Raw genomic sequence first — 26,423 nt, forward strand, 5'->3', positions numbered from 1 at the left:
AAAAACCTAAAACCTCCTGAAATAGAGCCTCCTAACCGTCTTGCCATGGATTAAACAAAAGCCATTGACCTCCAGGCCGGACCATGAATAAACTCAGCAACCAGCCACTTGTATACAATTATAAAACGTAAGAGGCACAATCAAATGAGCAAAATGAGAGCAATCGAAGCCGCAGTTTTGGTGATGCGTCGCGAAGGCGTTGACACCGCCTTTGGTATTCCGGGCGCCGCCATCAACCCGCTGTATTCAGCCTTGCAAAAAGTGGGCGGCATCGATCACGTCCTCGCTCGTCACGTGGAAGGCGCCTCGCACATGGCCGAGGGCTACACCCGGACCAAGGCCGGCAACATCGGCGTGTGCATCGGCACCTCAGGCCCTGCGGGCACTGACATGGTGACCGGCCTTTACAGCGCTTCTGCCGATTCGATCCCGATTCTGTGCATCACCGGCCAAGCACCACGGGCGCGTCTGCATAAAGAAGACTTCCAGGCCGTGGACATCACCAGCATCGTCAAGCCGGTGACCAAGTGGGCAACCACCGTGCTCGAGCCGGGCCAAGTGCCTTACGCCTTCCAGAAAGCCTTTTATGAAATGCGCTCCGGGCGCCCTGGCCCCGTGCTGATTGACCTGCCGTTTGATGTGCAAATGGCTGAAATCGAATTCGACATCGACGCCTACGAACCCCTGCCGCTGGCCAAGCCTTCGGCCACCCGGGTACAGGTCGAAAAAGCCTTGGCCATGCTCGACCAGGCCGAACGCCCGCTGCTGGTCAGCGGCGGTGGCGTGATCAACGCCGACGCCAGCGCGTTGCTGGTGGAGTTCGCCGAGTTGACCGGCATCCCGGTGATCCCGACCTTGATGGGCTGGGGCAGCATTGCCGACGATCACCCGCTGATGGTCGGTATGGTCGGCCTACAAACCTCGCACCGCTACGGCAACGCCACCCTGCTCAAATCCGACGTCGTGCTGGGCATCGGCAACCGCTGGGCCAACCGCCACACAGGCTCGGTCGAGGTGTACACCGAAGGCCGTAAATTCATCCACGTGGACATTGAGCCGACGCAAATCGGCCGTGTTTTCACCCCGGACCTGGGCATCGTTTCCGACGCAGGCGCAGCCCTCGCTGTGTTCCTCGAAGTGGCCCGCGAATGGAAAGCCGCCGGCAAGCTGAAAAACCGCAGCGCCTGGCTGCAAGACTGCCAACAACGCAAAGCCACCCTGCACCGCAAGACTCACTTCGACTCCGTGCCGGTCAAGCCGCAACGCGTGTACGAAGAGATGAACCAGGTGTTCGGCAAAGACACCTGCTATGTCAGCACCATCGGTTTGTCGCAGATTGCGGGTGCGCAGTTCCTGCACGTTTACAAGCCACGCCACTGGATCAACTGCGGCCAGGCCGGGCCATTGGGCTGGACTATTCCGGCAGCGCTAGGCGTGGTCAAGGCCGACCCGAACCGCAACGTTGTAGCCCTGTCGGGTGACTATGACTTCCAGTTCATGATCGAAGAACTGGCCGTGGGCGCGCAATTCAACCTGCCGTATATCCACGTGGTGGTGAACAACTCCTACCTTGGCCTGATCCGTCAGGCACAGCGTGGATTCGAAATGGACTACTGCGTGCAGCTGTCTTTCGAAAACCTTAATGCCCCAGAACTGAATGGCTACGGCGTCGACCACGTCGCCGTGGTCGAAGGCCTGGGCTGCAAAGCGCTGCGGGTATTCGAACCGGCTCAAATCCAGCCTGCACTGCGCAAGGCGCAAGACATGCTCAAAGAATTCCGCGTGCCGGTGGTCGTGGAGATTATTCTGGAGCGCGTGACCAACATCTCGATGGGCACCGAAATCAACGCCGTCAATGAATTTGAAGATCTGGCGCTGGTGGGTAACGATGCACCGACCGCCATCTCAATGCTCGATTAACCCCTAAGCCCTAGCCCTCTCCTGCGTGGAGAGGGAACAAAAAAGCAGGAGTTCACCATGCCGCGTTTTGCCGCCAACCTGTCCATGCTGTTCACCGAACAGGATTTCCTTGTCCGTTTCCAAGCGGCTGCCAACGCTGGTTTCCACGGCGTTGAATACCTGTTTCCGTACGACTACAGCGCTGAAGAAATCAAACATCACCTGGAAGCCAACAAACTGACCCAGGTGCTGTTCAACCTGCCCGCCGGCGATTGGGCCAAGGGCGAGCGCGGGATTGCCTGCCACCCTGACCGGGTCGAAGAATTCCACGCAGGCGTCGACAAGGCCATCGCCTACGCCAAAGTACTGGGCAACACGCAGATCAACTGCCTGGCCGGGATTCGCCCACAAGGCGTAGACGACGCCACCGTCGAAAGAACCTTCATCAGCAACCTCAAGTACGCCGCTGACAAACTGCAAGCGGTGGGCATCAAGCTGGTGATGGAAGCAATCAATACCCGCGACATTCCAGACTTCTACCTCAACAACACCGCGCAGGCACTGGCGATTCAGGACAAGGTCGGCAGCGCCAACCTGTTCCTGCAATACGACATCTATCACATGCAAATCATGGAAGGCGACCTGGCGCGCACCATGCAAACGCACCTGGCGCACATCAACCACATCCAGCTGGCAGACAACCCCGGCCGCCATGAACCGGGCACCGGCGAGATCAACTACCGCTTCCTGTTCGATCACCTCGATAGCATCGGCTATCAGGGCTGGGTCGGTTGCGAGTACAAGCCGCTGACCAGCACCGAAGCCGGGCTGGTGTGGCTCAAGACGCATAACGCGATGTAAGAATTGTTTATCCAATAAAAACAAGAGGATTTGTCATGGCTAAAATCGGATTTATCGGCACTGGGATCATGGGTTCGCCTATGGCCAGCAACCTGCAAAAGGCCGGGCACAGCCTGTTCTTGTCGACCCATCGCGGCGCAGCACCTAGCGATCTGCTGTCGGCTGGCGCCATCGCCCTGGCCAGCCCGAAAGAAGTCGCGCAGGAAGCCGAATTCATCATCATCATGGTGCCTGACACCCCGCAGGTCGACGAAGTCCTGTTCAGTGAAAACGGGATTGCCGCAGGCCTGAGCCCGAACAAAGTGGTGATCGACATGAGTTCGATCTCGCCCACAGCGACCAAAGCCTTCGCCGAAAAAATCAACGCCAAAGGCGCGCAATACCTCGACGCGCCGGTGTCTGGCGGTGAAGTCGGTGCCAAGGCTGGCACCCTGAGCATCATGGTCGGCGGCGACGAAAAAACCTTCGAACGCGCCCTGCCCCTGCTGCAAAACATGGGTAAAAACATCACCCTGGTCGGCGGCAATGGCGATGGCCAAACCGCCAAAGTGGCCAACCAGATCATCGTCGCCCTGAACATTCAGGCCGTGGCCGAAGCCCTGGTCTTTGCCGCCAAAAACGGCGCAGACCCGGCCAAGGTTCGCGAAGCCTTGATGGGCGGCTTCGCCTCTTCGAAAATCCTCGAAGTGCACGGCGAGCGCATGATCAAAGGCACCTTCGATCCGGGGTTCCGCATCAGCCTGCACCAGAAAGACCTCAACCTGGCGCTGGCTGGCGCCCGTGAGCTGGGGATCAACCTGCCCAACACCGCCAGCGCCCAGCAAGTGTTCAGCACCTGCGCCGCTCTCGGTGGAGGCAACTGGGACCACTCGGCGCTGATCAAAGGCCTGGAACACATGGCCAACTTCTCCATTCGCGACAAATAACCTCTGCACGCAACGTGTTGTAGTCGCTGACGAAGAATGAGGCTGCGAAGCGGTCCGCTTCGCAGCCTCGTGCCTCGTCAGCGACTACACAGATGTCGCAAAGCCCAAAGGCTGTATCGATACCGTGGTCCCTGCGGGGCATTCGTTCACCCTCAAAAAAGTTGATTGCGCCATGACTCATTGCCCCGACTGGGCCACGGCCCTGTGCAATGGTTTCAGCCAAATCTTCCTGCAACGCCACCCACTCTGCGGTGTGTTGTGCCTGCTGGCCATTGTCGTCAGCGCACCTGAGCTTCTCGGCGGGGCGTTGCTCGGTGCGGTCGCAGGTTTGCTGACCGCACAACGTCGCGGCTACGCCAAAACCGAACGTCAGGCCGGGCTCTACAGCTACAACGGTGTGCTGCTGGGCCTGCTGCTGAGCCATCAATTGCCGTGGTCAGCCATGCTGCCACTGCTGATCATCGCCAGCGCCGGGCTCAGCAGCATGGTGGTGCATCAATGGCTCAAACGCGCCACGCATCCCCATAGCCTGATGATTTACACCGCTCCCTTTGTCGCCATCGGCTGGGTCTTGCTCACCCTGCAAGGAATACCGGAGTACAGCGTTGAACCGTACGCCCTCAACGCCTGGACACTGCTGCAAGCCCTGTTCAAAGGGATCAGCCAAGTCATGCTGCTAAATCACCCGGTCGCCGGGCTGCTGATTGTCATCGGCTTGTGCCTGAGCCACTGGCGGGCGGCCCTGTGGGCGCTGACCGGCTCACTCGCCGGGCTACTATGGAGCCTCTACCAACAGGACACGGGCGCCGCACTCAACGGGCTGGCTGGCTACAACCCGGCGCTGGCAGCATTGGCCTTGAGCCAGCAAGGGGGGCGAATCTGCAAGCCGTTGCTGGGCATCGTCGTGACCTTGGCCCTGGCGCCAGGCTTCAGTGCGCTGGGGCTGCCTCTTTTAACCGCGCCCTTTGTGCTCAGTTGCTGGGTTATCGGTGGCGGTGTTCGTCTGTTAAGCCGCAAGTCCGCCGACAGTGAAGCGCAAAGCAGGTTGCGCATCGAACGTTAATACCCGAATCTTCTGGGTTTTGGGTATCGAGCGATCTACATGAATAATCAGGATTGGCGTCAGCGCCTGTACGTGATGGTGTTTCAGTCTGACACCCCCGCCGGGCGCCGTTTCGATACCACCCTGCTGCTGATCATCATGGCGAGCCTGGTGGTGGTCATCCTCGACAGCATCAACAGCATTCACCTGCAATACGGCGACCTGCTGGCCTATATCGAATGGGGCTTCACCTTTGTGTTTGCCATCGAATACGGCCTGCGCCTGTACTGCTCGCCCAAACCATTGCGCTACGCGTTCAGCTTCTATGGGCTGGTGGACTTGCTCGCCATCGTGCCGGGGATCCTGGCGATTTATTACAGCGACGCGCAGTACCTGTTGATTATTCGTGTCATCCGCATGCTGCGGATCTTCCGGATCCTCAAACTGTTGCCCTACTTGAGCCAGGCCAACTACCTGCTCTCGGCCTTGCGCGGCAGCAAGCAGAAAATCATCGTGTTCCTGGTCGGGGTTTCCACCCTGGTCACCGTGTTCGGCACCTTGATGTACGTGGTTGAAGGCCCGGATCACGGTTTTACCAGCATTCCGGTCAGCATCTATTGGGCCATCGTGACCCTGACCACCGTCGGCTATGGCGACATCGTCCCGCAGACCATACCCGGGCAAGTGATCTCGGCCATGGTGATGATCACCGGCTACTCAATCATCGCCGTGCCCACCGGTATTTTTACCGCCGAACTGGCCAACGCCATGCGCGGCGAACAACTGGAGCACACCTGCACCACCTGCAAAAAAGCCCAGCACGAGGCCTCGGCGTCTTTTTGTTCCCGGTGTGGTAATGCGCTGTTCGTCAAAAACGTATAAACAAAGTGCTTTTTAATCTTTTAAGGACTATGCGCCACCCGCTATAGTCGCTGGCATATTGCCTCTTTTGCTCCCTATAACAAGGAATACGCAGTGAAAAAACTCTTTAGCGCCTCCTTATTAGTCGCAGGCCTTGCACTCAGCAGCCTGGCCCACGCCGACAACAAACCGATACTCAACGTGTCTTACGACGTGATGCGCGACTTCTACAAAGACTACAACCCTGCGTTCCAAAAGCACTGGGAAAAAGAAAAGAACGAAAAGCAGCCTGTGCAGATGTCCTTCGGCGGTTCCAGCAAACAAGCACGTGCAGTGATCGACGGCCTGCAGGCTGACGTGATCACCATGAACATGGCCACCGACATCAACGCCCTCGCTGACAACGGCAAACTGGTCCCGGAAAACTGGGTCACCCGCCTGCCGGACAACAGCGCACCGTTCACCTCCGCCACCGTATTTATCGTGCGTAAAGGCAACCCGAAAGGCCTGAACGACTGGCCTGACCTGCTCAAGGACGGCGTACAAGTGATCGTGCCCAACCCGAAAACTTCGGGTAACGGCCGCTACACCTTCCTCTCGGCCTGGGGCTATGCGCAAAAACACGGCGCCGATGAAGAAAAAGCCAAAGAGTTTGTCGGCAAACTGTTCAAGCAAGCGCCTGTGCTGGACACCGGCGGCCGTGCTGCCACCACCACGTTCATGACCAACCAGATCGGCGACGTGCTGGTGACTTTCGAAAACGAAGCAGAAATGATTGCCCGCGAGTTTGGTCGTGACCAGTTCGAAGTGATCTACCCAAGCGTTTCTGCCGAAGCAGAGCCGCCAGTAACCGTGGTCGATAAAGTCGTCGACAAAAAAGGCACCCGCGCCGTGGCCGAGGAATACCTCAAGTACCTGTGGTCGCCAGAAGGCCAGGAAATTGCTGCCAAAAACTACCTGCGCCCACGCGACCAGGCGATCCTGGCCAAGTACAACGACCGCTTCCCGAAAGTCGACTTCCTGTCGGTTGAGAAAACCTTCGGCGACTGGCGTGAAGTGCAGAAAAAATACTTCAGCGATGGCGGCGTGTTCGATCAGATTTACAGCGGCCAATAACCCCACACCCGCGTAGGAGCGAGCTTGCCTCGCGATCTTTTGACGTTCTAAAAGCTCGCGAAGCAAGCCCGCCCTCACCACCTGTACAAAAACACAGTAAAAACGCTTGATCTCCAGCCAATGACTGCCCATGCTGCACCTCTTCTGCGATGCATGAATGAGTGGAGCTATGCGGCTGTTTCTGTGTGAAAAACCTTCCCAGGCCAAAGATATTGCGGCCGTGCTCGGCGCCAGCCGACGCGGTGATGGCTGCTGGGTGGGCGCCACTGCAACCGTCACCTGGTGCATTGGCCACCTGCTCGAAACCGCCCCGCCAGACGCCTACGACGAGCGCTACAAGCGCTGGGTACTGGCCGACCTGCCGATCATCCCCGACAAATGGAAGATGCGGGTCAAGCCCAAAACCGCCAGCCAGTTCAAAGCCGTCAAACGCCTGCTGGGTGAAGCCAGCGAACTGGTGATTGCCACCGACGCCGACCGCGAAGGTGAAATGATCGCCCGCGAACTGGTCGAGCATTGCCGCTATCGCGGGCCCATCCAGCGCCTGTGGTTATCCGCACTGGACGACGCCTCCATTCGCAAAGCCCTGGCAGCACTCAAGCCCGGCGCCGAAACCTTTAATCTCTATCACTCGGCCTTGGGCCGCTCGCGGGCCGACTGGCTGATCGGCATGAACATGAGCCGCCTGTTCACCCTGCTCGGGCGCAAGTCCGGCTATCAGGGGGTGTTGCCGGTCGGTCGGGTACAAACCCCGACCCTGCGTCTGGTGGTCGACCGTGATCGCAGCATCAGCGACTTTGTGCCGGTGGCGTACTGGGCGATCGACGTGCAACTCAAGCACGACGAGCAACTGTTCACCGCGCAATGGCGGGCCGACCCTGACACCTGTGACGATCAGGACCGCTGCCTCAACCAGGTCCACGCGCAACAGGCAGCTGCCGCCATCAGCAACGCCAGCCACGCGCGGGTCAGCAAATTGCACACCGAGCGCATGCGCGAAGTCGCGCCGTTGCCCTTCGACCTCGGCACCCTGCAAGAAGTGTGTTCAAAAAAACTCGGCCTCGGCGCGCAAGAAACCCTCGACGTCGCCCAGGCGCTGTACGAAACCTACAAGGTCGTGACTTACCCGCGCAGCGATTGCGGCTACCTGCCGCTCAGCCAGCACAGCGAGGCGGCCTCCATACTGGCCGCCCTGCGCCAGGCCGACCCCAGCCTTGCGCCACTGGCCGGGCACCTCGACCCGCAACGCCGTTCACGGGCCTGGAACGACGCCAAGGTCAGCGCCCACCACGGCATCATCCCCACGGCAGCGGCGAAGAACCTCGAACGCCTGAGCGGCAAACACCGCGCTGTGTACACCTTGATTCGTGCCCGATACCTGGCGCAGTTTCTGCCTAACCATGAATACGACCGCACCCAGGCTGATTTCGACTGCGCGGGCCAGCACTTGCGGGCAGTCGGCAAGCAAATCGTCGAACCCGGCTGGAAGCGCGCCCTGCCCGAAGCACTGGCCCCGGCCAAAGGTCGCGAAGCCCCGGCCCCGCAACCCTTGCCGGTCTTGCGCGAAGGGCTCGACTGCGCGGTTGCCAACGTCAACCTCAAAGACCTGTGGACCCAACCGCCCAAGCCGTTTACCGAAGGTGACCTGATCAAGGCAATGAAAAACGTCGCCAAACTGGTCCAGGACCCGCGACTCAAGCAAAAGCTCAAAGACACCACCGGCATCGGCACCGAAGCCACCCGCGCCGGGATCATTCAAGGCTTGCTCGACCGCGGCTACCTGATCAAAAACGGCAAGGCGCTGGCCGCCACGCCCCCGGCCTTCAGCCTGATCGACGCAGTGCCCCGCGCCATCGCCGACCCCGGCACCACCGCCATCTGGGAACAGGCCCTGGACATGGTGCAAAGCGGCGAAATGCCCCTTGAGATCTTCGTCGCCAAGCAGGCCGCCTGGATGAGCAAACACATCGAGCGCTGCAGCGGTATGAGCATGACCATCAGCGGCCCGGCCAGCCCGGCGGGCGTCACACCGCCCTGGAAGAAAAAACGCAAAAGCCCGGCCAGCAAGGCCAAACCCAAGCGCGTCACAAAAGCTAAAAGTGCCTGACGAGGGTCAAAGGCTCAGCGTGCCAGAAATACACGTCACCGCCGCGCCACCGACCCAGATGTCCTCGCCGAGCTGTTCAATGAACACCCGCCCTGCCCGCCCCAGGGCCGTGCCCTGGCTGGCCACATAGCGCTGCGGTGCCAGGCCGTCAGCGATCAACCATTGCGCCAAGCCTGCGTTCAAACTGCCGGTGACCGGGTCTTCCTGCATCCCGTCGCCCGCCAGAAAGGCCCGCACTTCAAACTGCGCCTCAGCGCCATCACGCTCAGCCGACCAAGGCGCCACCACACCCAAGGCCAGACCGTGTAATTGCGAGTAGTCCGGCTTAATCGCCAGCACCTGCTCGCGATCCGCCAGCAGCAGCGCCAACCAGCCCGGCCCGTTATCGACCCAACGCGCTTGCTGCACGGCGTGCGGCTCAATGCCCAAGCCTTGGCACACACGCTGTAACAACGCCTCATCGACCGCCCCAGTGCGCAGCAGAGGCGGCGCGGTAAAGGCCAATTGCCCAGCGTTGCGGCGGACCCGGATCAGGCCTACCGCACACTCCTGAATAATCTCCTCACCACGTGGCTTGCCACCGGCTTCCAGCCAGGCATGACAACTGCCCAACGTAGGATGCCCGGCAAACGGCAACTCGCGCAGCGTGGTAAAAATCCGCAGCCGATAATCCGCCTCGGGGTTTTGTGGCTTCAGCACAAACGTGGTTTCACTGAGGTTGGTCCAGCGCGCAAAATCGGCCATTTGCTCATCGCTCAAGCCGTCGGCATTCAACACCACCGCTACCGGGTTGCCCTTGAGGGCCACCGTGCTAAACACATCAACTTGCTTGAAATCGAAGAGGCTCATGGCGGGTTCCTTGTGTTGTGAGTGGGGCCATCCTACCGCTATGCAGGCGCGTTTTTTCAAAAGATCGCAGCCTGGGGGCAGCTCCTACAAAAGGTAGGTAATCCGAGGCGTTACTTGAACTGGCGGCTCAACCCCGGCGGTACGCCGCTGGTATCGGTTTCTTCCCAAGGCCCGTTCGGGCTGATCCCGCGGCTCCAGCCGTTGTCCCAGCGGTAGTAGGTGCGCTGGCGATAGAATATGTTGCTCTGGTCATCCAGCACATACACGCCCAAGCGGGCGTCCCAGTGGCTCGGGCCGCCCGGTGGCGGGGCGAAGGTGGCCGAGGTGCGCGGCAACGGTTTGGGCGGCTGCGGGATGGGCATGTCCGGCAGCGGCTTGTCCGAGGGTTGCGGTTGCGGGATCGGACTGGGTGGCGTAGGCGGCGTGGATTCGTACGGTTGATGAACCGAGCAAGCACTCAGGCCGATGGCCAGGCTAAGCAGGGTGATTCGAGCAAGTGCGGCCATAACGGGGTCTCGTGCAAGTCCTAAGGACCTGTGGGAGCGGGCTTGCTCGCGATGCAAACGACGCGGTGTATCTGTTACACCTTGCCGATCTCATCGCGAGCAAGCCCGCTCCCACAGATTAAGCCCTGATAAATTTATTTATCCGGGCTGTCGATTGTCAGCTGTTGCAACGTCTGGGTGCTGTTGGGCAGCGGTTTGCCGCGCCCTACCCATTCGCCAGCGGTGGGCTGGCCTGCACGGGAGATGCGCGCAACCAGTTGGACTTCAGGAAAGTTGGACAGTTTCAACTGCGGCATCATTGCGTCGGCATCGCTCAGTTCCACGGTGATCGGCAGGTCCGCCACGGTCACGCGTTTGACCGCCAACGGGGCCGGCGGGCCCGACACGGCGCGAGCGAAGATGAACACGCTGTCCCCCGGCAACACACTGGCTTTGACAGCATCAGCCAAATCGACGCTGACTTTGATCGACGCCTGCGCCGCAGGCACGGGGGCGCTTTCAACCTTGCCGCCGCTGGCCAGCAATTGCCCGCGGGCGCGCTCGATGCCGCCCTCCAGCGCTTCGCGGGACGGGTCGCCTATAGGCAGTTCATTGAGCAATCGCTGCCAGTAATTGATGGCCTCCTGATAACGCTGGCCCTCAAACGCCGCAATGCCAAGCAGGCCCAGGCTGGTGACTTCGTTGGGGTCGGCTTTCAAGGCTTCGTCGGTCAGGGCCTGGGTCTTGTCGCTCCACTTTTTATCGTCAGCAAAGTACTGCGCCTGCGCCCACTGGCCCAACAGCTCAGGTTGGCGCCCGGCCAGCGCTACGGCGCGTTCAAACACCTTGGCGGCCTCTGCCGAACGATTTTGTGCCATGTAGGCACGCCCCAGGAAGTACCAGCTCTCAGCCGAGTCCGGCTGGGCAGCAGCGGCCCGCTCAAGACGGGAGATCATTTGCTCTAGCGATTGCGGTGGCGTGGCGAACTCTTGGGTCAGTTCAACCTTGTCACTGGCACCAAAGTGCAGGTACAGGCCTACACCCAGCACCGGCACCATCAACGCCGCCAGTATCGGCACTATCTTGCCCAAGCTGGAACTGCGCCCCGGCGCCACGCCTTCGGTGTCTGCCAGAAGCTCACGCGCGGCTTCGTCGCGACCGCTTTGCAATTGTTGTTCGGTCAGCACGCCCTCTTCATGCTGGGCCTGCAATTGCGCCACGCGCTCTTGGTACAGCGCCACGTTGAGGGCGGTGCGATCTTCTTCACGCTGGGCACGACGACCACGCAGCACCGGGATCAGCAAAAAACTCAGGGCGATCAGTAGCAGCAAACCCGCTGCAAGCCAGAAATCAATCATCTTTGTTTTTATCCAGCAAGGTATCGAGGCGCTGACGCTCCTCGGCAGAAAGAGTGTTCGAAGCTTCGGCCCGCGCTGTACGACGGCGACGCACCACAATCACCCCGATCACCACTACACCGCCCACCAACAAAGCCAGCGGGCCGAACCACAGCACCACGGTCTTGCTGGTCAACGCCGGTTTGTAGCGCACGAAGTCGCCGTAACGGTCGACCATAAAGTCGATGATCTGCTGGTTGTCCTTGCCCTCGCCCAGCATGCGGAAAATTTCGCGGCGCAGGTCGGTGGCAATCGGCGCGTTGGAGTCGGCAAGGTCCTGGTTCTGGCACTTGGGGCAACGCAGTTCCTGGGTCAACTCGCGAAAACGCGCGCGCTCGGCGTCATTGGCAAATTCATAGGTGTCGATGGCCGCATGGGCGATGCCGGTCAAGGCCAGCCCGCACACCACGGTTGCTAACCAGCGCTTCATGGCTTGGCCTCATCAACCAGCGCCTGATACTTGCCGGCCAGTTGTTCGCGCCACACGCGCTCGTCGATCACGCCGACAAACTTGTGGCGGATGATGCCCTGGCTGTCGATCAGGAAGGTTTCCGGGGCGCCGTACACGCCCAGGTTCAAGCCCAGCGAACCGGCCTCATCGTTGATGTCCAACTGGTACGGGTTGTGGAATTCCTTGAGCCACTTTTTCGCGTCTTCGTTGACGTCCTTGTAGTTGACGCCATAAATCACCACGCCCTGCTCGGCCAGTTTGGTCAGCACCGGGTGCTCAACCTTGCACGAGATGCACCAGGTGGCCCAGACATTGACCAGCGCCGGTTTGCCTTTGAGGTCGGCTTCGGTCAGGGTTTTGCCGCCCTCGACCGCTGGCAGGCTGAACGCCGGGAATGGCTTGTCGATCAGGGTCGACGGCAGCTCGGTCGGGTCCAGGTACAAGCCTTTGTACAGAAACCACGCCATGCCCAAAAACACCGCCAGCGGGGCCAGCATTAGCCAGCGTCTCATGCTGTTTCTCCTTTCATGCCCAGCGCGTCGCGCACGCGGGTTTTAACCTTGACTCGATAACGTCGGTCCAGCGCCGCCAGCAAACCGCCAAAGCCGGTGAGCAACCCGCCCAGCCAGATCCAGCGCACAAACGGTTTAACGTGGACCCGCACCGCCCAAGCACCATCGCCCAGCGGTTCACCCAGCGCCACATACAGGTCGCGGGTGAAACCGGCATCGATACCGGCCTCGGTCATCATCGAACTTTGTACCGTGTACAACCGCTTTTCCGGGTGCAGCACGCTCACTTGCTTGCCATTGCGCAGCACCCGCACGGTGCCTTTGTCCGAGGTGAAGTTCGGCCCTTCAAAATGTTTGGCACCGTCAAAAATGAACTGGTAACCGGCCAGTTCCATCGACTCGCCCGGCGCCAGGCGCAGATCGCGTTCGGCACTGTTTTGGCTCGACAGCACCACACCCAGCGCGCACACCGCGATACCCAAGTGCGCGATCTGCATGCCCCAATAACTGCGGGTCAGGCTGCGCAGGCCTTTGACCAGGCCCTTGTGACGGGTTTTGTCACCGATGTCGCGCACCCCGGCCAGCAACACCCAGGCCGCCAGCATAAAGGTCGCGATCACCGCCCAGTTGAAGTCGCCATAGGCCACACCGGCAATCACCGACAGCGCCGCGCTGCCCAGCAACACCGGGGTCAACATGCCCAGCAGCCATTTGACCGGGGTGTCTTTCCAGCGCACCAGCACACCCACCGCCATGACCACCATCAGCAAGGCCATCAACGGGATAAACAGCGCATTGAAGTACGGCGGGCCGACCGACATTTTCGCCCCGCTCACCGCGTCAACAATCAGCGGGTACAAGGTGCCGAGCAGAATCATCGACGCGGCCACCACCAGAATCAGGTTGTTGCCCAGCAGCAACGTCTCACGGGACCACAGGTTAAAACCGACATGGCTTTTCACCACGGGCGCACGCAGCGCAAACAACGTCAGCGAACCGCCCACCACAAACAGCAGGAAGATCAGGATAAACACGCCGCGCTCCGGGTCGGCCGCAAACGCATGCACCGACGTCAGCACCCCTGAACGCACGAGGAAGGTCCCGAGCAAGCTCAACGAAAACGCGGCAATGGCCAGCAGCACGGTCCAGCTTTTAAACACACCGCGTTTTTCGGTTACTGCCAACGAGTGAATCAGCGCCGTGCCGACCAGCCATGGCATGAAAGAGGCGTTTTCAACCGGGTCCCAGAACCACCAGCCGCCCCAGCCAAGCTCGTAATACGCCCACCACGAACCCAAGGTGATGCCGATCCCCAGAAAGGCCCACGCGACAATCGTCCACGGCCGCGACCAGCGTGCCCATGCCGCGTCCAGTCGACCGCCGAGCAAGGCCGCAATGGCAAAGGCAAAGGCCACCGAGAAACCGACATACCCCATGTACAGCATCGGCGGGTGCACGATCAGACCGATGTCTTGCAGCAGCGGGTTAAGGTCGTTGCCATTGGCAGGCATTTGCGGCAGCAGGCGTGCGAACGGGTTGGAGGTGAGGATCAGAAACAGCAAAAAGCCGACGCTGATCATGCCCATGATCGACAGCACGCGGGCCAGCATGACTTGCGGTAACTGGCGCGAGAACACCGACACGGCGAATGTCCAGCCGCTCAGAATCAGCGCCCAGAGCAACAGCGAACCTTCGTGGGCGCCCCACACGGCGCTGAATTTGTAGTACCACGGCAAGGCGCTGTTGGAGTTGCTGGCCACGTAGCGGACCGAAAAATCGTCCGCCATAAAGGCGTAGGTGAGGCAACCGAAAGCAAACAGCATAAAGGCGAATTGCCCCCAGGCCGCTGGCTGGGCCAGGCCCATCCACAGCTTGTCGCCGCGCCAGGCGCCGAGCAGCGGGACGATGGCCTGCACGATGGCAAAGCACAGCGCCAGAATCATGGCCAGGTGGCCCAATTCAGGAATAAACAGTCCAGACATCATCACTTAACCTCGTTAGCCGGTGCCGGGGCGGATTGACCGCTCTCCTTCAGCGCCTTGGTCACCTCGGGCGGCATGTACTTCTCGTCATGCTTGGCCAGCACTTCGTCGGCCACCACCACACCCTGGGCGTTGAGCTTGCCCAACGCAACGATGCCCTGCCCTTCGCGGAACAGGTCCGGCAAGATGCCACGGTATTGAATGGTCACGCCCTTGTTGAAGTCAGTGACCACAAATTCGACGTCCAGCGAGTCGCCAGAGCGTTTCAGCGAACCGTTTTCAACCATGCCGCCCGCGCGGATACGCGTGTCCAATGGCGCTTCGCCATTGGCGATCTGGGTCGGCGTGTAAAACAGGTTGATGTTCTGCTGCAACGCGCTCAGGGCCAGGGCAACGGCCGCGCCGATGCCCACCAGAATCGCCAAAATGATGATCAAACGTTTCTTGCGCTGCGGATTCACTTCGAATTCTCCCGGCGCAAACGACGCGCCTCTTGTTGCAGATAACGCCGACGCGCCGTCAGCGGCAGCGCCACGTTAAGCGCCAGCACCGCCAGGCAAATGCCATAGGCTGACCACACATACAGGCCATGCTGGCCCATGGCGACAAAGTCGCTGAAAGAAGCAAAACTCATCGCGTACCCTCCAGCGCTTTTAACACTTCAGCCTTGGCCCAACTGCTGCGCGCTTCGCGCTTGAGCACTTCGAGACGCATGCGAAGCAACAGCACCGCGCCAAAAAAACAATAAAAACCCAGCACGGTGAGCAGCAACGGCAGCCACATTTCTACCGGCATCGCCGGTTTTTCAGTGAGGGTAAAGGTGGCGCCCTGGTGCAGGGTGTTCCACCACTCCACCGAGTATTTGATGATCGGGATGTTGATCACGCCCACAATCGCCAGCACCGCGCAGGCCTTGGCCGCGCTGTCGCGATTGGTAATGGCGTTGCCCAAGGCAATCAGGCCGAAGTACAGAAACAGCAGAATCAGCATCGAGGTCAGACGCGCATCCCAGACCCACCACGAGCCCCAGGTCGGTTTGCCCCAGATGGCCCCGGTCACCAGCGCCACGGCGGTCATCCACGCGCCGATGGGGGCGGCGCATTGCAGCGCGACGTCAGCGATTTTCATCTTCCAGACCAGCCCCACCACCCCGCACACGGCGAGCATCACGTAGCAGGACTGCGCCAGCATGGCGGCCGGAACATGGATGTAAATGATCCTGAAACTATTACCCTGCTGGTAGTCCGGTGGCGCAAAAGCCAGGCCCCAAGTCACGCCGACGATCATCAGCAGCACGGCGGCAATGCTCAGCCAGGGCAGTAAACGTCCACTGATGGCATAGAACCATTTGGGTGAGCCGAGTTTGTGAAACCAAGTCCAGTTCATCACGCTGTTTCCATCACGGTGCTTTGACGCGGCCTGTGCACGGCCTCATCAACGCGCGGGTCTTTACTGGCCTGTGCAGGGCCAGACCTCATTATTTATTCGCCGACACTGATCTTCAGGCCGGCCGCTATTGCAAAAGGTGTAAGGGTGACTGCCAGCACGGTCAGGCTGGCAAGCCAGAGCAGATAACCGGTTGCTGGCATGCCTTGCAAAGCTGCTTGCAAAGCCCCGCTGCCCAGAATCAGCACCGGGATATACAAGGGCAAAATTAGCAACGCCAGCAGCAAGCCGCCGCGTTTAAGCCCCACGGTCAGCGCGGCGCCCACCGCGCCAAGCAAGCTCAGCACCGGCGTTCCGAGCAACAACGACAACAACAGCACCGGCAAACAGGCCACCGGTAATCCCAGCATCAGCGCCAGCAAAGGTGACAAAATCACCAGTGCCAGCCCGGAAAACGCCCAGTGTGCCAGCACCTTGGCCAACACCAGTAGCGCCAGAGGGTGCGGCGAAAGGACCCACTGTTCCAGTGAACCGTCTTCAAAATCACTGCGAAACAGCCCGTCCAGCGAGAGCAAAACCGCTAACAGCGCTGCCACCCAGAGCAGTCCGGGAGACAAGGTTTGCAACAATTGAGACTCCGGGCCAACCGCCAGCGGGAACATCGCAATCACTATCGCGAAGAACACCAGCGGGTTGGCCAACTCGGCCGGGCGGCGAAAAAGCAAGCGCGCTTCACGGGCCAACAACGATGCAAACACACTCATACGGCCCACTGCCCCAGATCAATGTCGCGATAACCGGCAGGTGTGCGGGTCAAGGTATGGTGCGTGGTCAACACCACCATGCCGCCCTGCTCACAGTGGCTGGCCAAGTGCTCTTCAAGGGCCGCTATGCCTTGTTTGTCGAGCGCAGTAAACGGCTCGTCGAGAATCCACAGCGCCGGGCTGTCCAGGTGCAACCGGGCCAAAGCAACGCGCCGCTGCTGCCCGGCCGACAAGGTGTGGCACGGCACGTCTTCAAAACCCTGCAACCCCACGGCGGCCAATGCTGCCCAAATCGCCTCACGGCTCGCCGGACGATGCAGGGCACACAGCCAATGCAGGTTTTCTTCGGCGCTCAGCAAATCTTTGATCCCGGCCGCATGGCCGATCCACAGCAGGTTGCTGGCCAGTTCTGCACGCTGCTCGTTCAACCGTTGCCCGCTCAGCCGAATCTCGCCCTCGGTCGGCTGCATCAGGCCCGCCAACAAACGCAGCAGGCTGGTCTTGCCGCTGCCGTTGGGGCCGCTGATCTGTAGCATGTCGCAGGCGCTGAGTCGCAATTCGAGATTTTCAAATAACAGACGCCCGTCACGCTCACAGGTCAGCGATACGGTTTCTAAAAGAGGGCTGGTCACGTCGTTGAGGCCTTCACGGTTCAAGTCGGCCCGGGCGTGGCCGTTAAAGTGATGCAGGATAGATACATTTGCGGCCTGTTTAAGAGAGCTGGATCAAAGAATTGTGTTGTTTTTAGGCACCTTAAACGATGGGGCAGCATTATACATGCCATGTCCTACTCTAAAGAGGGCATATTCATAAGGTTGTAACAATGAAAAGCGACATGAATATTCCACCCATCCCACCTGCTGCGTCCAATCCCGTACGCCCCGGTGCAGCAGGCGGTGAAGTGCTCAAGTTGCTGCAACCGCTCGAGGGTTTGATCAGTCCGGGGCAAAGCGCCCAGGCGCAAGTGTTGTCACTTAAACAGGGCGATGCGGTGTTTCAGCTGCTGCTCAAGCTGACCCTGGACAGCGGCCGCCAAACCAACGTGCAGGTCAGCAGCAACCAGCCGTTGCCGCTGGGCACGCTGCTGTCGGTGACACAACCTTCGCCCGCCAGCCTGGCGGTCAGCCTGCAACAAGCCCTGAGCAACAATGCCAGCGCCCTCACCCGCCTTGATCCGCAGCAACTGCCGGTGGGCACGTTAGTACAAGGCAAAGTGCTGAGCACCCAGGTGTTGGCGCAAGCTGCCGGGCAACCGGCCGTCTATCGCTCACTGGTGACCTTGCTTAATAGCGCCTTGAGCGGCAGCACCCTGACCGTCGACAGCCCGCGACCTTTGCGCGTTGACAGCTTGCTGACCGCGCAAGTGCAAGGGAGCCAGAGCCTGAACTTCGTGCCCCTGAGCGGCCGACAAGACCAACTGGCGATTACCCAGCAACTGGCCGCCCAACAAAGCCGCCAGGGCTCGCTCGACGGCCTGTTGAACGCCCTGCAGAAACTTCCACCCAGCGACAGCATGCCCGACGCTTTGCGCGCCTCTATCGACAAGTTGTTGAGCGGCTTGCCTACGCCACAACAACTGAGCAACCCCGCCACACTCAGTAATGCCCTGCTCAACAGCGGCGCGTTTCTCGAAGCCAAGCTGCTCGGTGGGCAGTTACAGAACCTCGCCCCCGACATGAAAGCCACCTTGTTGCGGCTGATTGCGCAAATGGTACCCGGCGTGCCGGCCAACCCCACTTTCAACCCCGGTGTCGCCGCCAGCACCCAGGCGCAAGCCCTGCCGACGTTTGTGCGCAATGCGCTGGGCATGCTTGGGCAAGTCAGCGCCAAACCGCAGCCGGGCGGTTTTCCGCTGCCGCCGCGCCTGCTGCAACGGGGCGAAGGCGAAGACAGCCTGGAAAACCTGCTCAAGCTCGCCGCCGCCGCCATTTCGCGCCTGCAAAGCCATCAATTGTCGAGCCTGGAGCAAAGCGGGCGCACCGCCGACGGTAGCCTGCTGACCACTTGGCAGCTGGAAATCCCCCTGCGCAACGCCCACGACATCGTGCCGTTGCAGGTCAAGTTCCAGCGTGAAGATCCGCCCGAGCAAGGGCCTGAAGACAAACGCGAACACCGCGAAAGCAAAGATCAACTGTGGCGGGTTGAACTGGCCTTTGACCTCACGCCGCTGGGCCCGCTGCATGTGCAGGCGCAACTGCTGCGCGGCAACCTGTCCGGCCAGTTGTGGGCGCAACACAGCGCCACCGCCGAACTGATCGCCAGCCAACTGGACGTGCTGCGCCAGCGCCTGAAGGACGCGGGGCTCAGCGTGACCGATCTCGATTGCCATCAGGGCACTCCGCCCGCCCATGGCCATACTCCCCTTGAACAACGCTGGGTCGACGAAACCGCATGAGCACACCCCCCGAACCGCGTCAGGCGATTGCCCTCAAGTACGACGGCAAACAGGCGCCCACCCTGACCGCCAAAGGCGACGACGCACTGGCCGAAGCCATCCTCGCACTGGCCCGCGAGTACGAAGTGCCTATTTATGAGAATGCTGAGCTGGTCAGATTATTGGCGCGCATGGAGCTGGGCGACAGCATCCCCCAGGAGCTGTACCGAACCCTGGCTGAAATCATTGCTTTTGCCTGGCAGCTAAAAGGCAAATACCCACAAGGATTTGACCCGGATGCAGGGCCGGTGGAGCGCGACATCACGCCGCCGTAAGCCCACCGTTCAGTGCACTGTCGACCTGTAGGAGCGAGCTTGCCTCGCGATCTTTTGATCTTGATCTGGCTGTTGATCCAGGAGGCCCCGTTAAATCACGCTGGCCGAACGCAGGTTTTATCTACCCAGATCAAGAGCCCCCTAGCCCTCCCGAAGGAGAGGGAACTGATTGGGGGATGCTGAAGTTTATCGGTGGCCTGTTTACTGCGCGACAGCGCGGCATCGAAGACGGAGCTGCAGCTACAGGTACAGCTACAGCAAAAGCCCCTTCAACACTGTTTCAAGCTCAACCTGCCCTTTACGCGGCGTGCCGGCAAATTCGATCCAGCCTTCGTTGAAGCCATCGATCATCTGCATGCGTGGCAACGGGTTGCGCATGCCCTGCTCGCTAAACAGCGCCTGCCAGCGATCACGCGGCACGACCTGCATGCTCACCGGTTTGTCGAGCAAGCGGGCGAAGGTCTCGGCAATCTGGTCAGGGGTTATACGCTGCGCGCCTTCCAGTTCAACAATGCGCTGCCCTTGCCAGGCCTCCTGCAACAACTCGGCAGCTACCCGCCCCACGTCCGCCGTGGCAATCATGGGTACCGGCTTGTCCAACGGCTGCAGAAAGCTTGGGATCAACCCGCTCTCAATCGCCGGGGCGACATCCCACAAGGCGTTCTCCATAAACCAGCCGGGGCGCAGAAACGTCACCGGCATGGCCAGCGACCCCAAAGCCTGTTCAAGTAGCTGCAACTGGTTCAGCAGGTTGGGCTGTGTGGCCTGAGCGCCGATGGTTGACAGGCAAACCACCTTGCCCGGCCGGGCGCATTGCAGTGCCTGGCGAATGTTGTCGACCAACACCCGTGCCTCAGGGAACCCCGGCGAAGGGTCGAAGTTGGACGGCAACATGATGAACACCCCGTCGACACCGCTAAACGCCTGCGCCATGGCCTGGGCATCGTCGACTTCTGCCAGCGTCACCTCACAACCCAGTTGCGCCCAAGGCAGCCCTTTTTCGGCACTGCGCACCACCGCACGCACCGGCTGCCCGGCACCGAGCAATGCCCGCGCGACAGCGCCACCCACTTTCCCGGTAATGCCTGTGACTGCGTACATATGCTTCTCTCCTCAACTCAAACAACGGCTGTTGTGTTGGCAGAAATTATCCAGCGCGAACGCTTGATACTTCGATAGCATCAGTGTCATTGCATACGTGACAGGTAATCACCAATGAGCTTTGACCCGGGTTTGGCCAGCGGCATGGGCGTGTTGAGCGCGGTGGTCGACAGCGGCAGTTTTGCCAAGGCCGCCGATAGGCTGGATATCACACCCTCGGGCGTAAGCCGGGCGATTTCGCGGCTGGAAAAGCGCTTGGGCATTCGCCTGTTCGACCGCACCACGCGCTCGGTGCAATTGACCGATGAAGGGCGGCGCTTTTATCAGGAAGTCGCCCCGTTGCTGGCCGGGCTTGAAGAAGCGGCCAACTCGGCGGCTGACAGCGCGCTGACCGTACGCGGGCGCTTGCGGGTCAATATCGACCCGTATTTCTCAAGGCTGGTACTGGGTCCGGTATTGGGCGAGTTCATGCGCCGCCACCCGCAATTACAACTGGACTTGCACACCAAAGACCAATTGGGCGATCTGGTGGCTGACGGCTTTGATCTGGCCATTCGCTTTGGCCACCCGCAGTCGTCTTCGCTGGTGGCGCGCAAGCTGATGGAAGTTCGCGTACTGACGGTTGCCGCACCTGCGTATTTCCAGCGCTACGGGCGCCCTGCCCTGCCGCAGGACCTTGAACACGGCCAGCACGTGTGCATCGACTTTCGCGACACACAAACCGGGCGGCCGTTTGCGTGGGAGTTTCATCGTGACGGGCAAATACTCATCGTGCCCACCAATGGCCGGTTGATCATCAATGACGCCAGCACCTTGTACAGCGTGTGCGAGCACGGCCACGCGGTGGCGCAAATGCTCGATCTGGGGCTGGCGCCCGCGCTCAAGGACGGGCGACTGGTGGACGTGTTCCCGGACTGGCCCGATGAGCGTTTTCCGCTGTACGCGTTCTACCCGTCGCGGCATTTACCGGCGGCCAAAGTGCGGGCGTTTCTGGAGTTTGTGCAGGGGTTGTGTTGAGTTCCCGAAAAAGGGGCTCAACCCTTGTGCATCTTGCTCATCAACTCGGCCTCGGCCTGGGTCAGGCCGCAGGACTGGGTCAGTTCGTCGACGCTGGCGCCCATGCCGACCAGACGCGCGGCCTGGTCGAAGGACAGGCTGGTGGGGTCGCGTTGTTCAAGGCGGGTGAGTTTTTCTGGCAAGGGGGCCACCACCGAGCGCATTTCGTGCAGCTCTTCGCCCATTTGCACGTTGCCGTTCTGGTAGGTGTCCAGGCGGCGGCTGAGCTCCTTGAGGCGGCGGTCGCGGCGGGCGTCGGCCTCGGCCTGCTGTGCGGCGGCCACGCGCTGTTTGCGCACGTAGAGCACAAACGCACACACGCTCGCGGCCCACAGCAGGGCCAGCACGATTACCGCCACCTCAAGGATCAATCAGATGTTCTCCAGGTCTGACCACTCTTCTTCGCTCATCATTTTGTCCAGCTCAACCAGAATCAGCAACTCGCCGTTCTTGTTGCACACGCCTTGAATGAACTTGGCCGACTCGTCGTTGCCCACGTTCGGCGCCGTTTCGATTTCAGACTGACGCAGATACACCACTTCCGCCACGCTGTCGACCAGAATGCCCACCACTTGCCTGTCGGCTTCGATGATGACGATGCGTGAGTTGTCGGTGATATCAGCGTTGTACAAACCAAAACGCTGGCGGGTGTCGATGACGGTCACCACGTTGCCGCGCAGGTTGATGATGCCCAGCACGTAGGCTGGCGCACCCGGCACCGGGGCAATTTCGGTGTAGCGCAGCACTTCCTGCACCTGCATGACGTTGATGCCGTAGGTCTCGTTGTCCAGCTTGAAAGTGACCCATTGCAGGATCGGATCCTCGGAACCTTTTGCGGCTGTGTTCTGCATACCCCAAACCCCTGACTAAAAACCTTAACGGTGTGTGTTGTCTAACCGCGCTCAAGCGCGGTCGTTTACGTGTCTGCCTGATGGCGGGTCGCGCCGCTGACGATCAAGTGGGCAAGTTCTGCCACGTCCAGCAACGCGCACATGTGCTCGATCACGGTGCCCGCCAACCACGGGCGTTGCCCGCGCTGCGAACGCCATTTGATCTGGTTGGGGTCCAGGCGCAATGAACGGCTGACCTGATGCACCGCCAGCCCCCATTCATAGCCCTGAACCGAAATAACGTATTGCAGCCCTTCACGAAAATCGTCGCGGTAACGCTCCGGCATCACCCAGCGCGCTGTGTCGAGTACGTTGAGTTTGCCGCTCTGGCTCGGCAGAATCCCCAAAAACCAGTCAGGTTGACCAAACAGCGGGGTCAACTCGCGATTGTGCAACGCGTAAATCGACCCCAGGCACACCAGCGGCACCGCCAGGGTCAGCCCTGCGACATCGAACAGCAGGCATTCAAACGGCTCGCTGGCCCACGCCGGGCGACCATCGTCCTGCACCGGCAAGCGGGTACCGATTGCATTCGGGCGCTGCACGTCGAGCAGCTGCGGCGCCAGTAAGTCGGCATTCGGCAACACCTCTGACAACGGCACCGGCACCGCCAGTTCTTGCACAGGCTCCGGGGGCGTCAGGCGGGCATCACGGACTTGCTCTTCCAGCACCGCAGCAGCGAATTCGTCCAGCGCCTCGGGCTCGGCCGTCAGTACAGGCTCCGGCGCTTGCAGTGCCTCTTCGGTTGCATCAAACAGCAAATTGTCCAGGTAAGCCTGCAAGGCCACTTGCGGGCTTGTAGACAGCGCGACCGGTTGCTTCATCAGGTGCCTCACTCAACCTTGGCGCGACCATGACCTCTAGGGGTTATCGGCCACGCCATGCAGATACTTGAATGCACGCCCAGCTCACACCGGCTGCGGTGTGAGTTGCTGGGTCAACATGTGTTTGAGCAACGCGCGATACGCAATCGCACCCCGGCTTTTGCCGTCGAACTGCGAAGGCGTGAGCCCTGCCCGGCTGGCGTCACGCAGACGCGTGTCGACCGGGATAAAGCCCTGCCACAGTGTTTCGGGGTGTGAGTCACGCAGTACCCGCAAAGTGCTCATAGAGGCCTGGGTGCGGCGGTCAAACAGAGTCGGCACGATGCAGAACGGCAACGCCTGTTTGCGCGAGCGATTGATCATCGCCAGCGTATTGACCATGCGCTCCAGGCCCATCAGGGCCAAGTGCTCGGTTTGCACCGGGATGATCAACTGCTGGCTGGCCGCCAATGCATTGACCATCAGCACGCCGAGCAAGGGCGGGCTGTCGATGATCGCGTAGTCGTAGTCCTGCCACAGTTGCGCCAGGGCACGGGCGATCACCAGGCCCAGGCCACTCTGGCCCGGCGATTGGCGCTCAAGCGTGGCCAGCGCGGTGCTGGCCGGCAACAAGGCAATCTGCTCGTTGCTGGTGGGCAACAGCAACTGCGCGGTCAGGCCGTCGGGCACCTGCCCCTTGTGCAAGAACAGGTCGTAATTGCTGTGCTCAAGGGCGTCCGGGTCATAACCGAAATAACTGGTCATGGAGCCATGCGGGTCGAGGTCGACCACGACCACGCGCTTGCCCGCCTCAGCCAGCAAACCCGCCAGGGCGATGGAGGTGGTGGTCTTGCCGACCCCACCTTTTTGATTAGCTACAGTCCAGACTCTCATTCAGTTATTCCTCCCGGTTGCACGCGTGCCGACCGAGAATTGCCATGCACTTATAGGGACGGTGACGGGGAATTGACGGCATTCCCTCGAACCAGCGGCGTTGATCGTGGCGGTGCAGTTTGTGTGCCAGCACGCTTCAAGGCGGCATCTGGCGTGACGTTGGCGGCGCCGCTGCTGGTCAAACTGCGACGCACTTCCAGGTTACGTGACACAACCAACACCACGCGACGGTTGAGCGCACGCCCTTCAGGCGTTGCGTTATTGGCCACCGGCTGAAACTCGGCGTAGCCCACCGACGCCATGCGACCCGGGTCTACGCCTTGCATCGCCAGCATGCGCACAATGCTCGCCGAGCGCGCTGAAGACAGCTCCCAGTTGGTGGGATATTGCGCAGTACGAATCGGCAGGTTATCGGTAAAGCCTTCGACGTGAATCGGGTTATCGAAGGGTTTGAGGATCGCCGCCACCTTGTCGATGATGCTGAACGCCAGGTCATTGGGCATCGCATCGCCACTGCCAAACAGCAGGCTGGAGTTGAGTTCGATCTCGACCCACAGCTCGTTGCCACGCACGGTGAGCTGGTGTGAGGCAATCAAGTCGCCAAAGGCCTGGGTGATGTCATTGGCGATGGTTTTTAGCGGATCGTCCTGGGCCTGGCCCAACCCCGCGTCAGTGTTTTCGCTGTCTTTGATCAGCGGCTCGGCCGGCTTGGTGGTGAGCGGGCGCTCTTCGCCCACCGGGATCGGCTTGACGCTGCGCTCGGTGTCATTGAACACCCCCACCAGCGCCTGCGAGATCACTTTGTACTTGCCTTCGTTAATCGACGAGATCGAGTACATCACCACAAAAAAGGCAAACAGCAAGGTGATGAAGTCTGCGTAGGACACCAGCCAGCGTTCATGATTGACGTGCTCTTCAGCAGCGCGGCGGCGTCGGCTCATCGTTACCCCGTAAACCCTTGGAGTTTGAGTTCGATGGCCCGCGGGTTCTCGCCCTCGGCAATCGACAGGATGCCTTCAAGCAACATCTCGCGGTACAGCGACTGGCGCAACGCAATGGCCTTGAGCTTGCTGGCAATGGGCAGCAACACCAGGTTGGCGCTGGCCACCCCGTAAATGGTCGCCACAAACGCCACGGCAATGCCGCTGCCCAACTGGGTCGGGTCGGCCAGGTTGCCCATCACATGGATCAAGCCCATCACCGCGCCAATGATGCCGATAGTCGGCGCATAACCGCCCATGCACTCAAAGACTTTGGCGGCTTCAATGTCACGGGTTTCCTGGGTCATGTAGTCGACCTCCAGCACGCTGCGAATGGCTTCGGGTTCAACCCCGTCCACCAGCAGTTGCAGGCCTTTGCGCGAGTAGCTGTCGGGCTCGGAGTCGGCCATGCCTTCAAGGCCCAGCAAGCCTTCCTTACGCGCCGTAAGGCTCCAGTTGACGACACGATTGATCCCGCCCGCCATGTCGATCTGCGGCGGGAAGAAAATCCAGCCCACGGTCTGGATCGCCCGCTTGAAGGCGCTCATGGGCGACTGCAACAGCGCGGCGCCAATGGTGCCGCCCAAGACGATGAGTGCCGCCGGGCCATTGGCCAGCGCGCCCAGGTGCCCGCCCTCGAGGTAGTTGCCGCCGATAATCGCGACAAAGGCCATGATGATGCCGATCAGGCTGAGCACGTCCATCAGTGACACGCCTCAACCAAGTGGCGGCCCATGTCATCAAGGCTGTACACCGCGTCAGCGAGGTTGGCCTTAACAATGGCCATGGGCATGCCGTAGATCACGCAACTGGCTTCGTCTTGTGCCCACACCTGGCTGCCGCCCTGCTTGAGCAGGCGTGCGCCTTCACGGCCGTCCGCGCCCATGCCGGTCAAGACCACCGCCAAAACTTTGTCACCGTAGGTTTTGGCCGCAGAGCCAAAGGTGATGTCGACACTGGGCTTGTAGTTAAGGCGCTCATCGCCCGGCAGAATCCGTACCGTACCGCGACCGTCAATCATCATTTGTTTGCCGCCCGGTGCCAGCAAGGCCAGCCCGGGGCGCAAGGTGTCGCCGTCTTCGGCCTCCTTGACGCTGATGCGGCACAGCTTGTCCAGACGCTCGGCAAAGGCTTTGGTGAACGCCGCCGGCATGTGCTGCACCAGCACAATGGGCGCCGGGAAATTGCCCGGCAACTGGGTCAATACCCGTTGCAACGCCACCGGGCCACCGGTTGACGTGCCAATGGCCACCAGCTTGTAAGGCTTGCGCTTGGGGGCAGGCGAATGCGCGGCCGGGGCTGGCGCCGCACGGCTGGCAATCGGCGTAGTGCGGGTCGGCGCGGGGGCAGGC

29 protein-coding genes are annotated in these 26,423 nt (G+C 60.6%); 10 read left to right on the forward strand and 19 right to left on the reverse strand.

From position 1 onward, the window contains the following. Window positions 1–144: 144 nt before the first annotated feature. The 7 genes from gcl to GHO32_RS21050 all read left to right on the forward strand — a co-directional run bounded on the left by gcl (window position 145) and on the right by GHO32_RS21050 (window position 8,812). On the forward strand, window positions 145–1,920 hold the full coding sequence (gcl, locus tag GHO32_RS21020; RefSeq protein ID WP_153335610.1) for a glyoxylate carboligase: 1,776 nt from the start codon (window positions 145–147) through the stop codon (window positions 1,918–1,920). 57 nt (window positions 1,921–1,977) lie between these two features. Next, window positions 1,978–2,760 (forward strand): hydroxypyruvate isomerase, encoded by a 783-nt coding sequence (gene hyi, locus GHO32_RS21025; protein WP_153335609.1) that lies wholly within the window; start codon window positions 1,978–1,980, stop codon window positions 2,758–2,760. 35 nt (window positions 2,761–2,795) lie between these two features. Then, entirely contained in the window at window positions 2,796–3,686 is an 891-nt protein-coding gene (locus tag GHO32_RS21030) for a 2-hydroxy-3-oxopropionate reductase (RefSeq protein WP_153335608.1), read from the forward strand. 172 nt (window positions 3,687–3,858) lie between these two features. Then, window positions 3,859–4,749: an urea transporter gene (locus GHO32_RS21035; protein WP_153335607.1), complete on the forward strand. Its 891-nt coding sequence runs from the start codon at window positions 3,859–3,861 to the stop codon at window positions 4,747–4,749. A gap of 39 nt (window positions 4,750–4,788) precedes the next feature. Then, the gene (locus GHO32_RS21040) at window positions 4,789–5,610 is read left to right on the forward strand and encodes an ion transporter (protein ID WP_048390362.1); all 822 of its coding nucleotides are present in this window, start codon (window positions 4,789–4,791) and stop codon (window positions 5,608–5,610) included. Between the two features lie 93 nt (window positions 5,611–5,703). Next, window positions 5,704–6,705, forward strand: a complete 1,002-nt coding sequence (locus GHO32_RS21045; RefSeq protein ID WP_048390364.1) for a sulfate ABC transporter substrate-binding protein — start codon at window positions 5,704–5,706, stop codon at window positions 6,703–6,705. A 169-nt stretch (window positions 6,706–6,874) separates the two neighbouring features. Continuing rightward, window positions 6,875–8,812 carry a DNA topoisomerase III gene (locus tag GHO32_RS21050; protein WP_153338303.1) on the forward strand — a complete coding sequence of 646 codons (1,938 nt, stop codon included), beginning with the start codon at window positions 6,875–6,877 and terminating at the stop codon, window positions 8,810–8,812. 6 nt (window positions 8,813–8,818) lie between these two features. Here the strand turns inward: GHO32_RS21050 and GHO32_RS21055 are convergent, their stop codons facing one another. The 11 genes from GHO32_RS21055 to ccmA all read right to left on the reverse strand — a co-directional run bounded on the left by GHO32_RS21055 (window position 8,819) and on the right by ccmA (window position 17,270). Then, complete coding sequence (locus GHO32_RS21055; RefSeq protein ID WP_153336714.1) at window positions 8,819–9,661, reverse strand: PhzF family phenazine biosynthesis protein; 843 nt, start codon at window positions 9,659–9,661, stop codon at window positions 8,819–8,821. A gap of 110 nt (window positions 9,662–9,771) precedes the next feature. Next, window positions 9,772–10,167, reverse strand: a complete 396-nt coding sequence (locus GHO32_RS21060) for a hypothetical protein (protein WP_153336715.1) — start codon at window positions 10,165–10,167, stop codon at window positions 9,772–9,774. A 134-nt stretch (window positions 10,168–10,301) separates the two neighbouring features. Then, window positions 10,302–11,504, reverse strand: a complete 1,203-nt coding sequence (ccmI, locus tag GHO32_RS21065; RefSeq protein WP_153336716.1) for a c-type cytochrome biogenesis protein CcmI — start codon at window positions 11,502–11,504, stop codon at window positions 10,302–10,304. Further along, a complete protein-coding gene (locus GHO32_RS21070) occupies window positions 11,497–11,973 on the reverse strand; it encodes a cytochrome c-type biogenesis protein (protein ID WP_153336717.1) in 477 nt (158 codons plus the stop codon). Before GHO32_RS21070 ends, ccmI begins: the two co-directional genes overlap by 8 nt. Continuing rightward, a complete protein-coding gene (locus GHO32_RS21075) occupies window positions 11,970–12,506 on the reverse strand; it encodes a DsbE family thiol:disulfide interchange protein (RefSeq protein WP_123751613.1) in 537 nt (178 codons plus the stop codon). Before GHO32_RS21075 ends, GHO32_RS21070 begins: the two co-directional genes overlap by 4 nt. After that, a complete protein-coding gene (locus GHO32_RS21080; protein WP_153336718.1) occupies window positions 12,503–14,491 on the reverse strand; it encodes a heme lyase CcmF/NrfE family subunit in 1,989 nt (662 codons plus the stop codon). Before GHO32_RS21080 ends, GHO32_RS21075 begins: the two co-directional genes overlap by 4 nt. Further along, complete coding sequence (gene ccmE / locus GHO32_RS21085) at window positions 14,491–14,949, reverse strand: cytochrome c maturation protein CcmE (protein ID WP_178110195.1); 459 nt, start codon at window positions 14,947–14,949, stop codon at window positions 14,491–14,493. Before ccmE ends, GHO32_RS21080 begins: the two co-directional genes overlap by 1 nt. Beyond that, a complete protein-coding gene (gene ccmD / locus GHO32_RS21090; RefSeq protein WP_048371340.1) occupies window positions 14,946–15,122 on the reverse strand; it encodes a heme exporter protein CcmD in 177 nt (58 codons plus the stop codon). The genes ccmE and ccmD overlap by 4 nt, the downstream gene beginning before the upstream one ends. Next, a complete protein-coding gene (locus tag GHO32_RS21095; RefSeq protein WP_368668492.1) occupies window positions 15,119–15,877 on the reverse strand; it encodes a heme ABC transporter permease in 759 nt (252 codons plus the stop codon). Before GHO32_RS21095 ends, ccmD begins: the two co-directional genes overlap by 4 nt. 92 nt (window positions 15,878–15,969) lie before the next feature. Continuing rightward, window positions 15,970–16,638, reverse strand: a complete 669-nt coding sequence (ccmB, locus tag GHO32_RS21100) for a heme exporter protein CcmB (protein ID WP_048390373.1) — start codon at window positions 16,636–16,638, stop codon at window positions 15,970–15,972. Beyond that, a complete protein-coding gene (gene ccmA / locus GHO32_RS21105; RefSeq protein WP_368668491.1) occupies window positions 16,635–17,270 on the reverse strand; it encodes a cytochrome c biogenesis heme-transporting ATPase CcmA in 636 nt (211 codons plus the stop codon). The genes ccmB and ccmA overlap by 4 nt, the downstream gene beginning before the upstream one ends. Window positions 17,271–17,461: 191 nt before the next feature. Between ccmA and GHO32_RS21110 the strand changes: the two genes are divergently transcribed. Next, window positions 17,462–19,033 carry a flagellar hook-length control protein FliK gene (locus GHO32_RS21110; protein ID WP_153336721.1) on the forward strand — a complete coding sequence of 524 codons (1,572 nt, stop codon included), beginning with the start codon at window positions 17,462–17,464 and terminating at the stop codon, window positions 19,031–19,033. Further along, a complete protein-coding gene (locus GHO32_RS21115) occupies window positions 19,030–19,347 on the forward strand; it encodes an EscU/YscU/HrcU family type III secretion system export apparatus switch protein (protein WP_123751615.1) in 318 nt (105 codons plus the stop codon). Before GHO32_RS21110 ends, GHO32_RS21115 begins: the two co-directional genes overlap by 4 nt. A 252-nt stretch (window positions 19,348–19,599) precedes the next feature. On the opposite strand, the gene GHO32_RS21120 is transcribed toward GHO32_RS21115, so the two are convergent. After that, window positions 19,600–20,448: an NmrA family NAD(P)-binding protein gene (locus GHO32_RS21120; protein ID WP_153336722.1), complete on the reverse strand. Its 849-nt coding sequence runs from the start codon at window positions 20,446–20,448 to the stop codon at window positions 19,600–19,602. A gap of 114 nt (window positions 20,449–20,562) precedes the next feature. Here GHO32_RS21120 and GHO32_RS21125 point away from each other — a divergent pair, with 114 nt between their 5' ends. After that, window positions 20,563–21,465 (forward strand): LysR family transcriptional regulator, encoded by a 903-nt coding sequence (locus tag GHO32_RS21125; protein WP_153336723.1) that lies wholly within the window; start codon window positions 20,563–20,565, stop codon window positions 21,463–21,465. Window positions 21,466–21,482: 17 nt separating this feature from the next. Here GHO32_RS21125 and GHO32_RS21130 read toward each other — a convergent pair whose 3' ends face one another. From GHO32_RS21130 to cheB, 7 genes are all read right to left on the reverse strand, one after another. Then, window positions 21,483–21,875, reverse strand: coding sequence for a DUF2802 domain-containing protein (locus tag GHO32_RS21130; RefSeq protein ID WP_123752212.1), 393 nt, complete (start codon window positions 21,873–21,875; stop codon window positions 21,483–21,485). Further along, a complete protein-coding gene (locus tag GHO32_RS21135) occupies window positions 21,876–22,355 on the reverse strand; it encodes a chemotaxis protein CheW (RefSeq protein ID WP_153336952.1) in 480 nt (159 codons plus the stop codon). A gap of 65 nt (window positions 22,356–22,420) precedes the next feature. Continuing rightward, window positions 22,421–23,218, reverse strand: coding sequence for a CheW domain-containing protein (locus GHO32_RS21140; RefSeq protein WP_153336951.1), 798 nt, complete (start codon window positions 23,216–23,218; stop codon window positions 22,421–22,423). Window positions 23,219–23,302: 84 nt separating this feature from the next. Continuing rightward, complete coding sequence (locus GHO32_RS21145) at window positions 23,303–24,091, reverse strand: ParA family protein (RefSeq protein WP_048371367.1); 789 nt, start codon at window positions 24,089–24,091, stop codon at window positions 23,303–23,305. Between the two features lie 50 nt (window positions 24,092–24,141). Continuing rightward, on the reverse strand, window positions 24,142–25,032 hold the full coding sequence (gene motD, locus GHO32_RS21150; protein WP_048371370.1) for a flagellar motor protein MotD: 891 nt from the start codon (window positions 25,030–25,032) through the stop codon (window positions 24,142–24,144). A 2-nt stretch (window positions 25,033–25,034) separates the two neighbouring features. Further along, window positions 25,035–25,775, reverse strand: coding sequence for a flagellar motor protein (locus GHO32_RS21155; protein WP_048390386.1), 741 nt, complete (start codon window positions 25,773–25,775; stop codon window positions 25,035–25,037). After that, a partial coding sequence (gene cheB / locus GHO32_RS21160) for a chemotaxis-specific protein-glutamate methyltransferase CheB (RefSeq protein WP_153338302.1) occupies window positions 25,775–26,423 on the reverse strand: 649 nt, incomplete at its 5' end. The genes GHO32_RS21155 and cheB, both read right to left, overlap by 1 nt.

It is taken from the genome of Pseudomonas sp. FSL R10-2189 (assembly GCF_009600325.1).
Classification (GTDB): Bacteria; Pseudomonadota; Gammaproteobacteria; order Pseudomonadales; family Pseudomonadaceae; genus Aquipseudomonas; species Aquipseudomonas helleri.

Bases quoted from the DNA above. Each gene is read 5' to 3' on its own strand.
- GHO32_RS21060 (WP_153336715.1), bottom strand. From the start codon at position 10,167: ATGGCCGCACTTGCTCGAATCACCCTGCTTAGCCTGGCCATCGGCCTG.
- GHO32_RS21035 (WP_153335607.1), top strand. From the start codon at position 3,859: ATGACTCATTGCCCCGACTGGGCCACGGCCCTGTGCAATGGTTTCAGC.
- GHO32_RS21040 (WP_048390362.1), top strand. From the start codon at position 4,789: ATGAATAATCAGGATTGGCGTCAGCGCCTGTACGTGATGGTGTTTCAG.
- ccmB (WP_048390373.1), bottom strand. From the start codon at position 16,638: ATGAGTGTGTTTGCATCGTTGTTGGCCCGTGAAGCGCGCTTGCTTTTT.
- hyi (WP_153335609.1), top strand. From the start codon at position 1,978: ATGCCGCGTTTTGCCGCCAACCTGTCCATGCTGTTCACCGAACAGGAT.
- GHO32_RS21115 (WP_123751615.1), top strand. From the start codon at position 19,030: ATGAGCACACCCCCCGAACCGCGTCAGGCGATTGCCCTCAAGTACGAC.
- ccmD (WP_048371340.1), bottom strand. From the start codon at position 15,122: ATGAGTTTTGCTTCTTTCAGCGACTTTGTCGCCATGGGCCAGCATGGC.
- GHO32_RS21145 (WP_048371367.1), bottom strand. From the start codon at position 24,091: ATGAGAGTCTGGACTGTAGCTAATCAAAAAGGTGGGGTCGGCAAGACC.
- GHO32_RS21070 (WP_153336717.1), bottom strand. From the start codon at position 11,973: ATGAAGCGCTGGTTAGCAACCGTGGTGTGCGGGCTGGCCTTGACCGGC.
- ccmI (WP_153336716.1), bottom strand. From the start codon at position 11,504: ATGATTGATTTCTGGCTTGCAGCGGGTTTGCTGCTACTGATCGCCCTG.
- GHO32_RS21080 (WP_153336718.1), bottom strand. From the start codon at position 14,491: ATGATGTCTGGACTGTTTATTCCTGAATTGGGCCACCTGGCCATGATT.
- GHO32_RS21140 (WP_153336951.1), bottom strand. From the start codon at position 23,218: ATGAAGCAACCGGTCGCGCTGTCTACAAGCCCGCAAGTGGCCTTGCAG.
- gcl (WP_153335610.1), top strand. From the start codon at position 145: ATGAGCAAAATGAGAGCAATCGAAGCCGCAGTTTTGGTGATGCGTCGC.
- GHO32_RS21055 (WP_153336714.1), bottom strand. From the start codon at position 9,661: ATGAGCCTCTTCGATTTCAAGCAAGTTGATGTGTTTAGCACGGTGGCC.
- GHO32_RS21120 (WP_153336722.1), bottom strand. From the start codon at position 20,448: ATGTACGCAGTCACAGGCATTACCGGGAAAGTGGGTGGCGCTGTCGCG.
- GHO32_RS21125 (WP_153336723.1), top strand. From the start codon at position 20,563: ATGAGCTTTGACCCGGGTTTGGCCAGCGGCATGGGCGTGTTGAGCGCG.
- motD (WP_048371370.1), bottom strand. From the start codon at position 25,032: ATGAGCCGACGCCGCCGCGCTGCTGAAGAGCACGTCAATCATGAACGC.
- GHO32_RS21110 (WP_153336721.1), top strand. From the start codon at position 17,462: ATGAAAAGCGACATGAATATTCCACCCATCCCACCTGCTGCGTCCAAT.
- GHO32_RS21050 (WP_153338303.1), top strand. From the start codon at position 6,875: ATGCGGCTGTTTCTGTGTGAAAAACCTTCCCAGGCCAAAGATATTGCG.
- GHO32_RS21155 (WP_048390386.1), bottom strand. From the start codon at position 25,775: ATGGACGTGCTCAGCCTGATCGGCATCATCATGGCCTTTGTCGCGATT.
- GHO32_RS21075 (WP_123751613.1), bottom strand. From the start codon at position 12,506: ATGAGACGCTGGCTAATGCTGGCCCCGCTGGCGGTGTTTTTGGGCATG.
- GHO32_RS21030 (WP_153335608.1), top strand. From the start codon at position 2,796: ATGGCTAAAATCGGATTTATCGGCACTGGGATCATGGGTTCGCCTATG.
- GHO32_RS21135 (WP_153336952.1), bottom strand. From the start codon at position 22,355: ATGCAGAACACAGCCGCAAAAGGTTCCGAGGATCCGATCCTGCAATGG.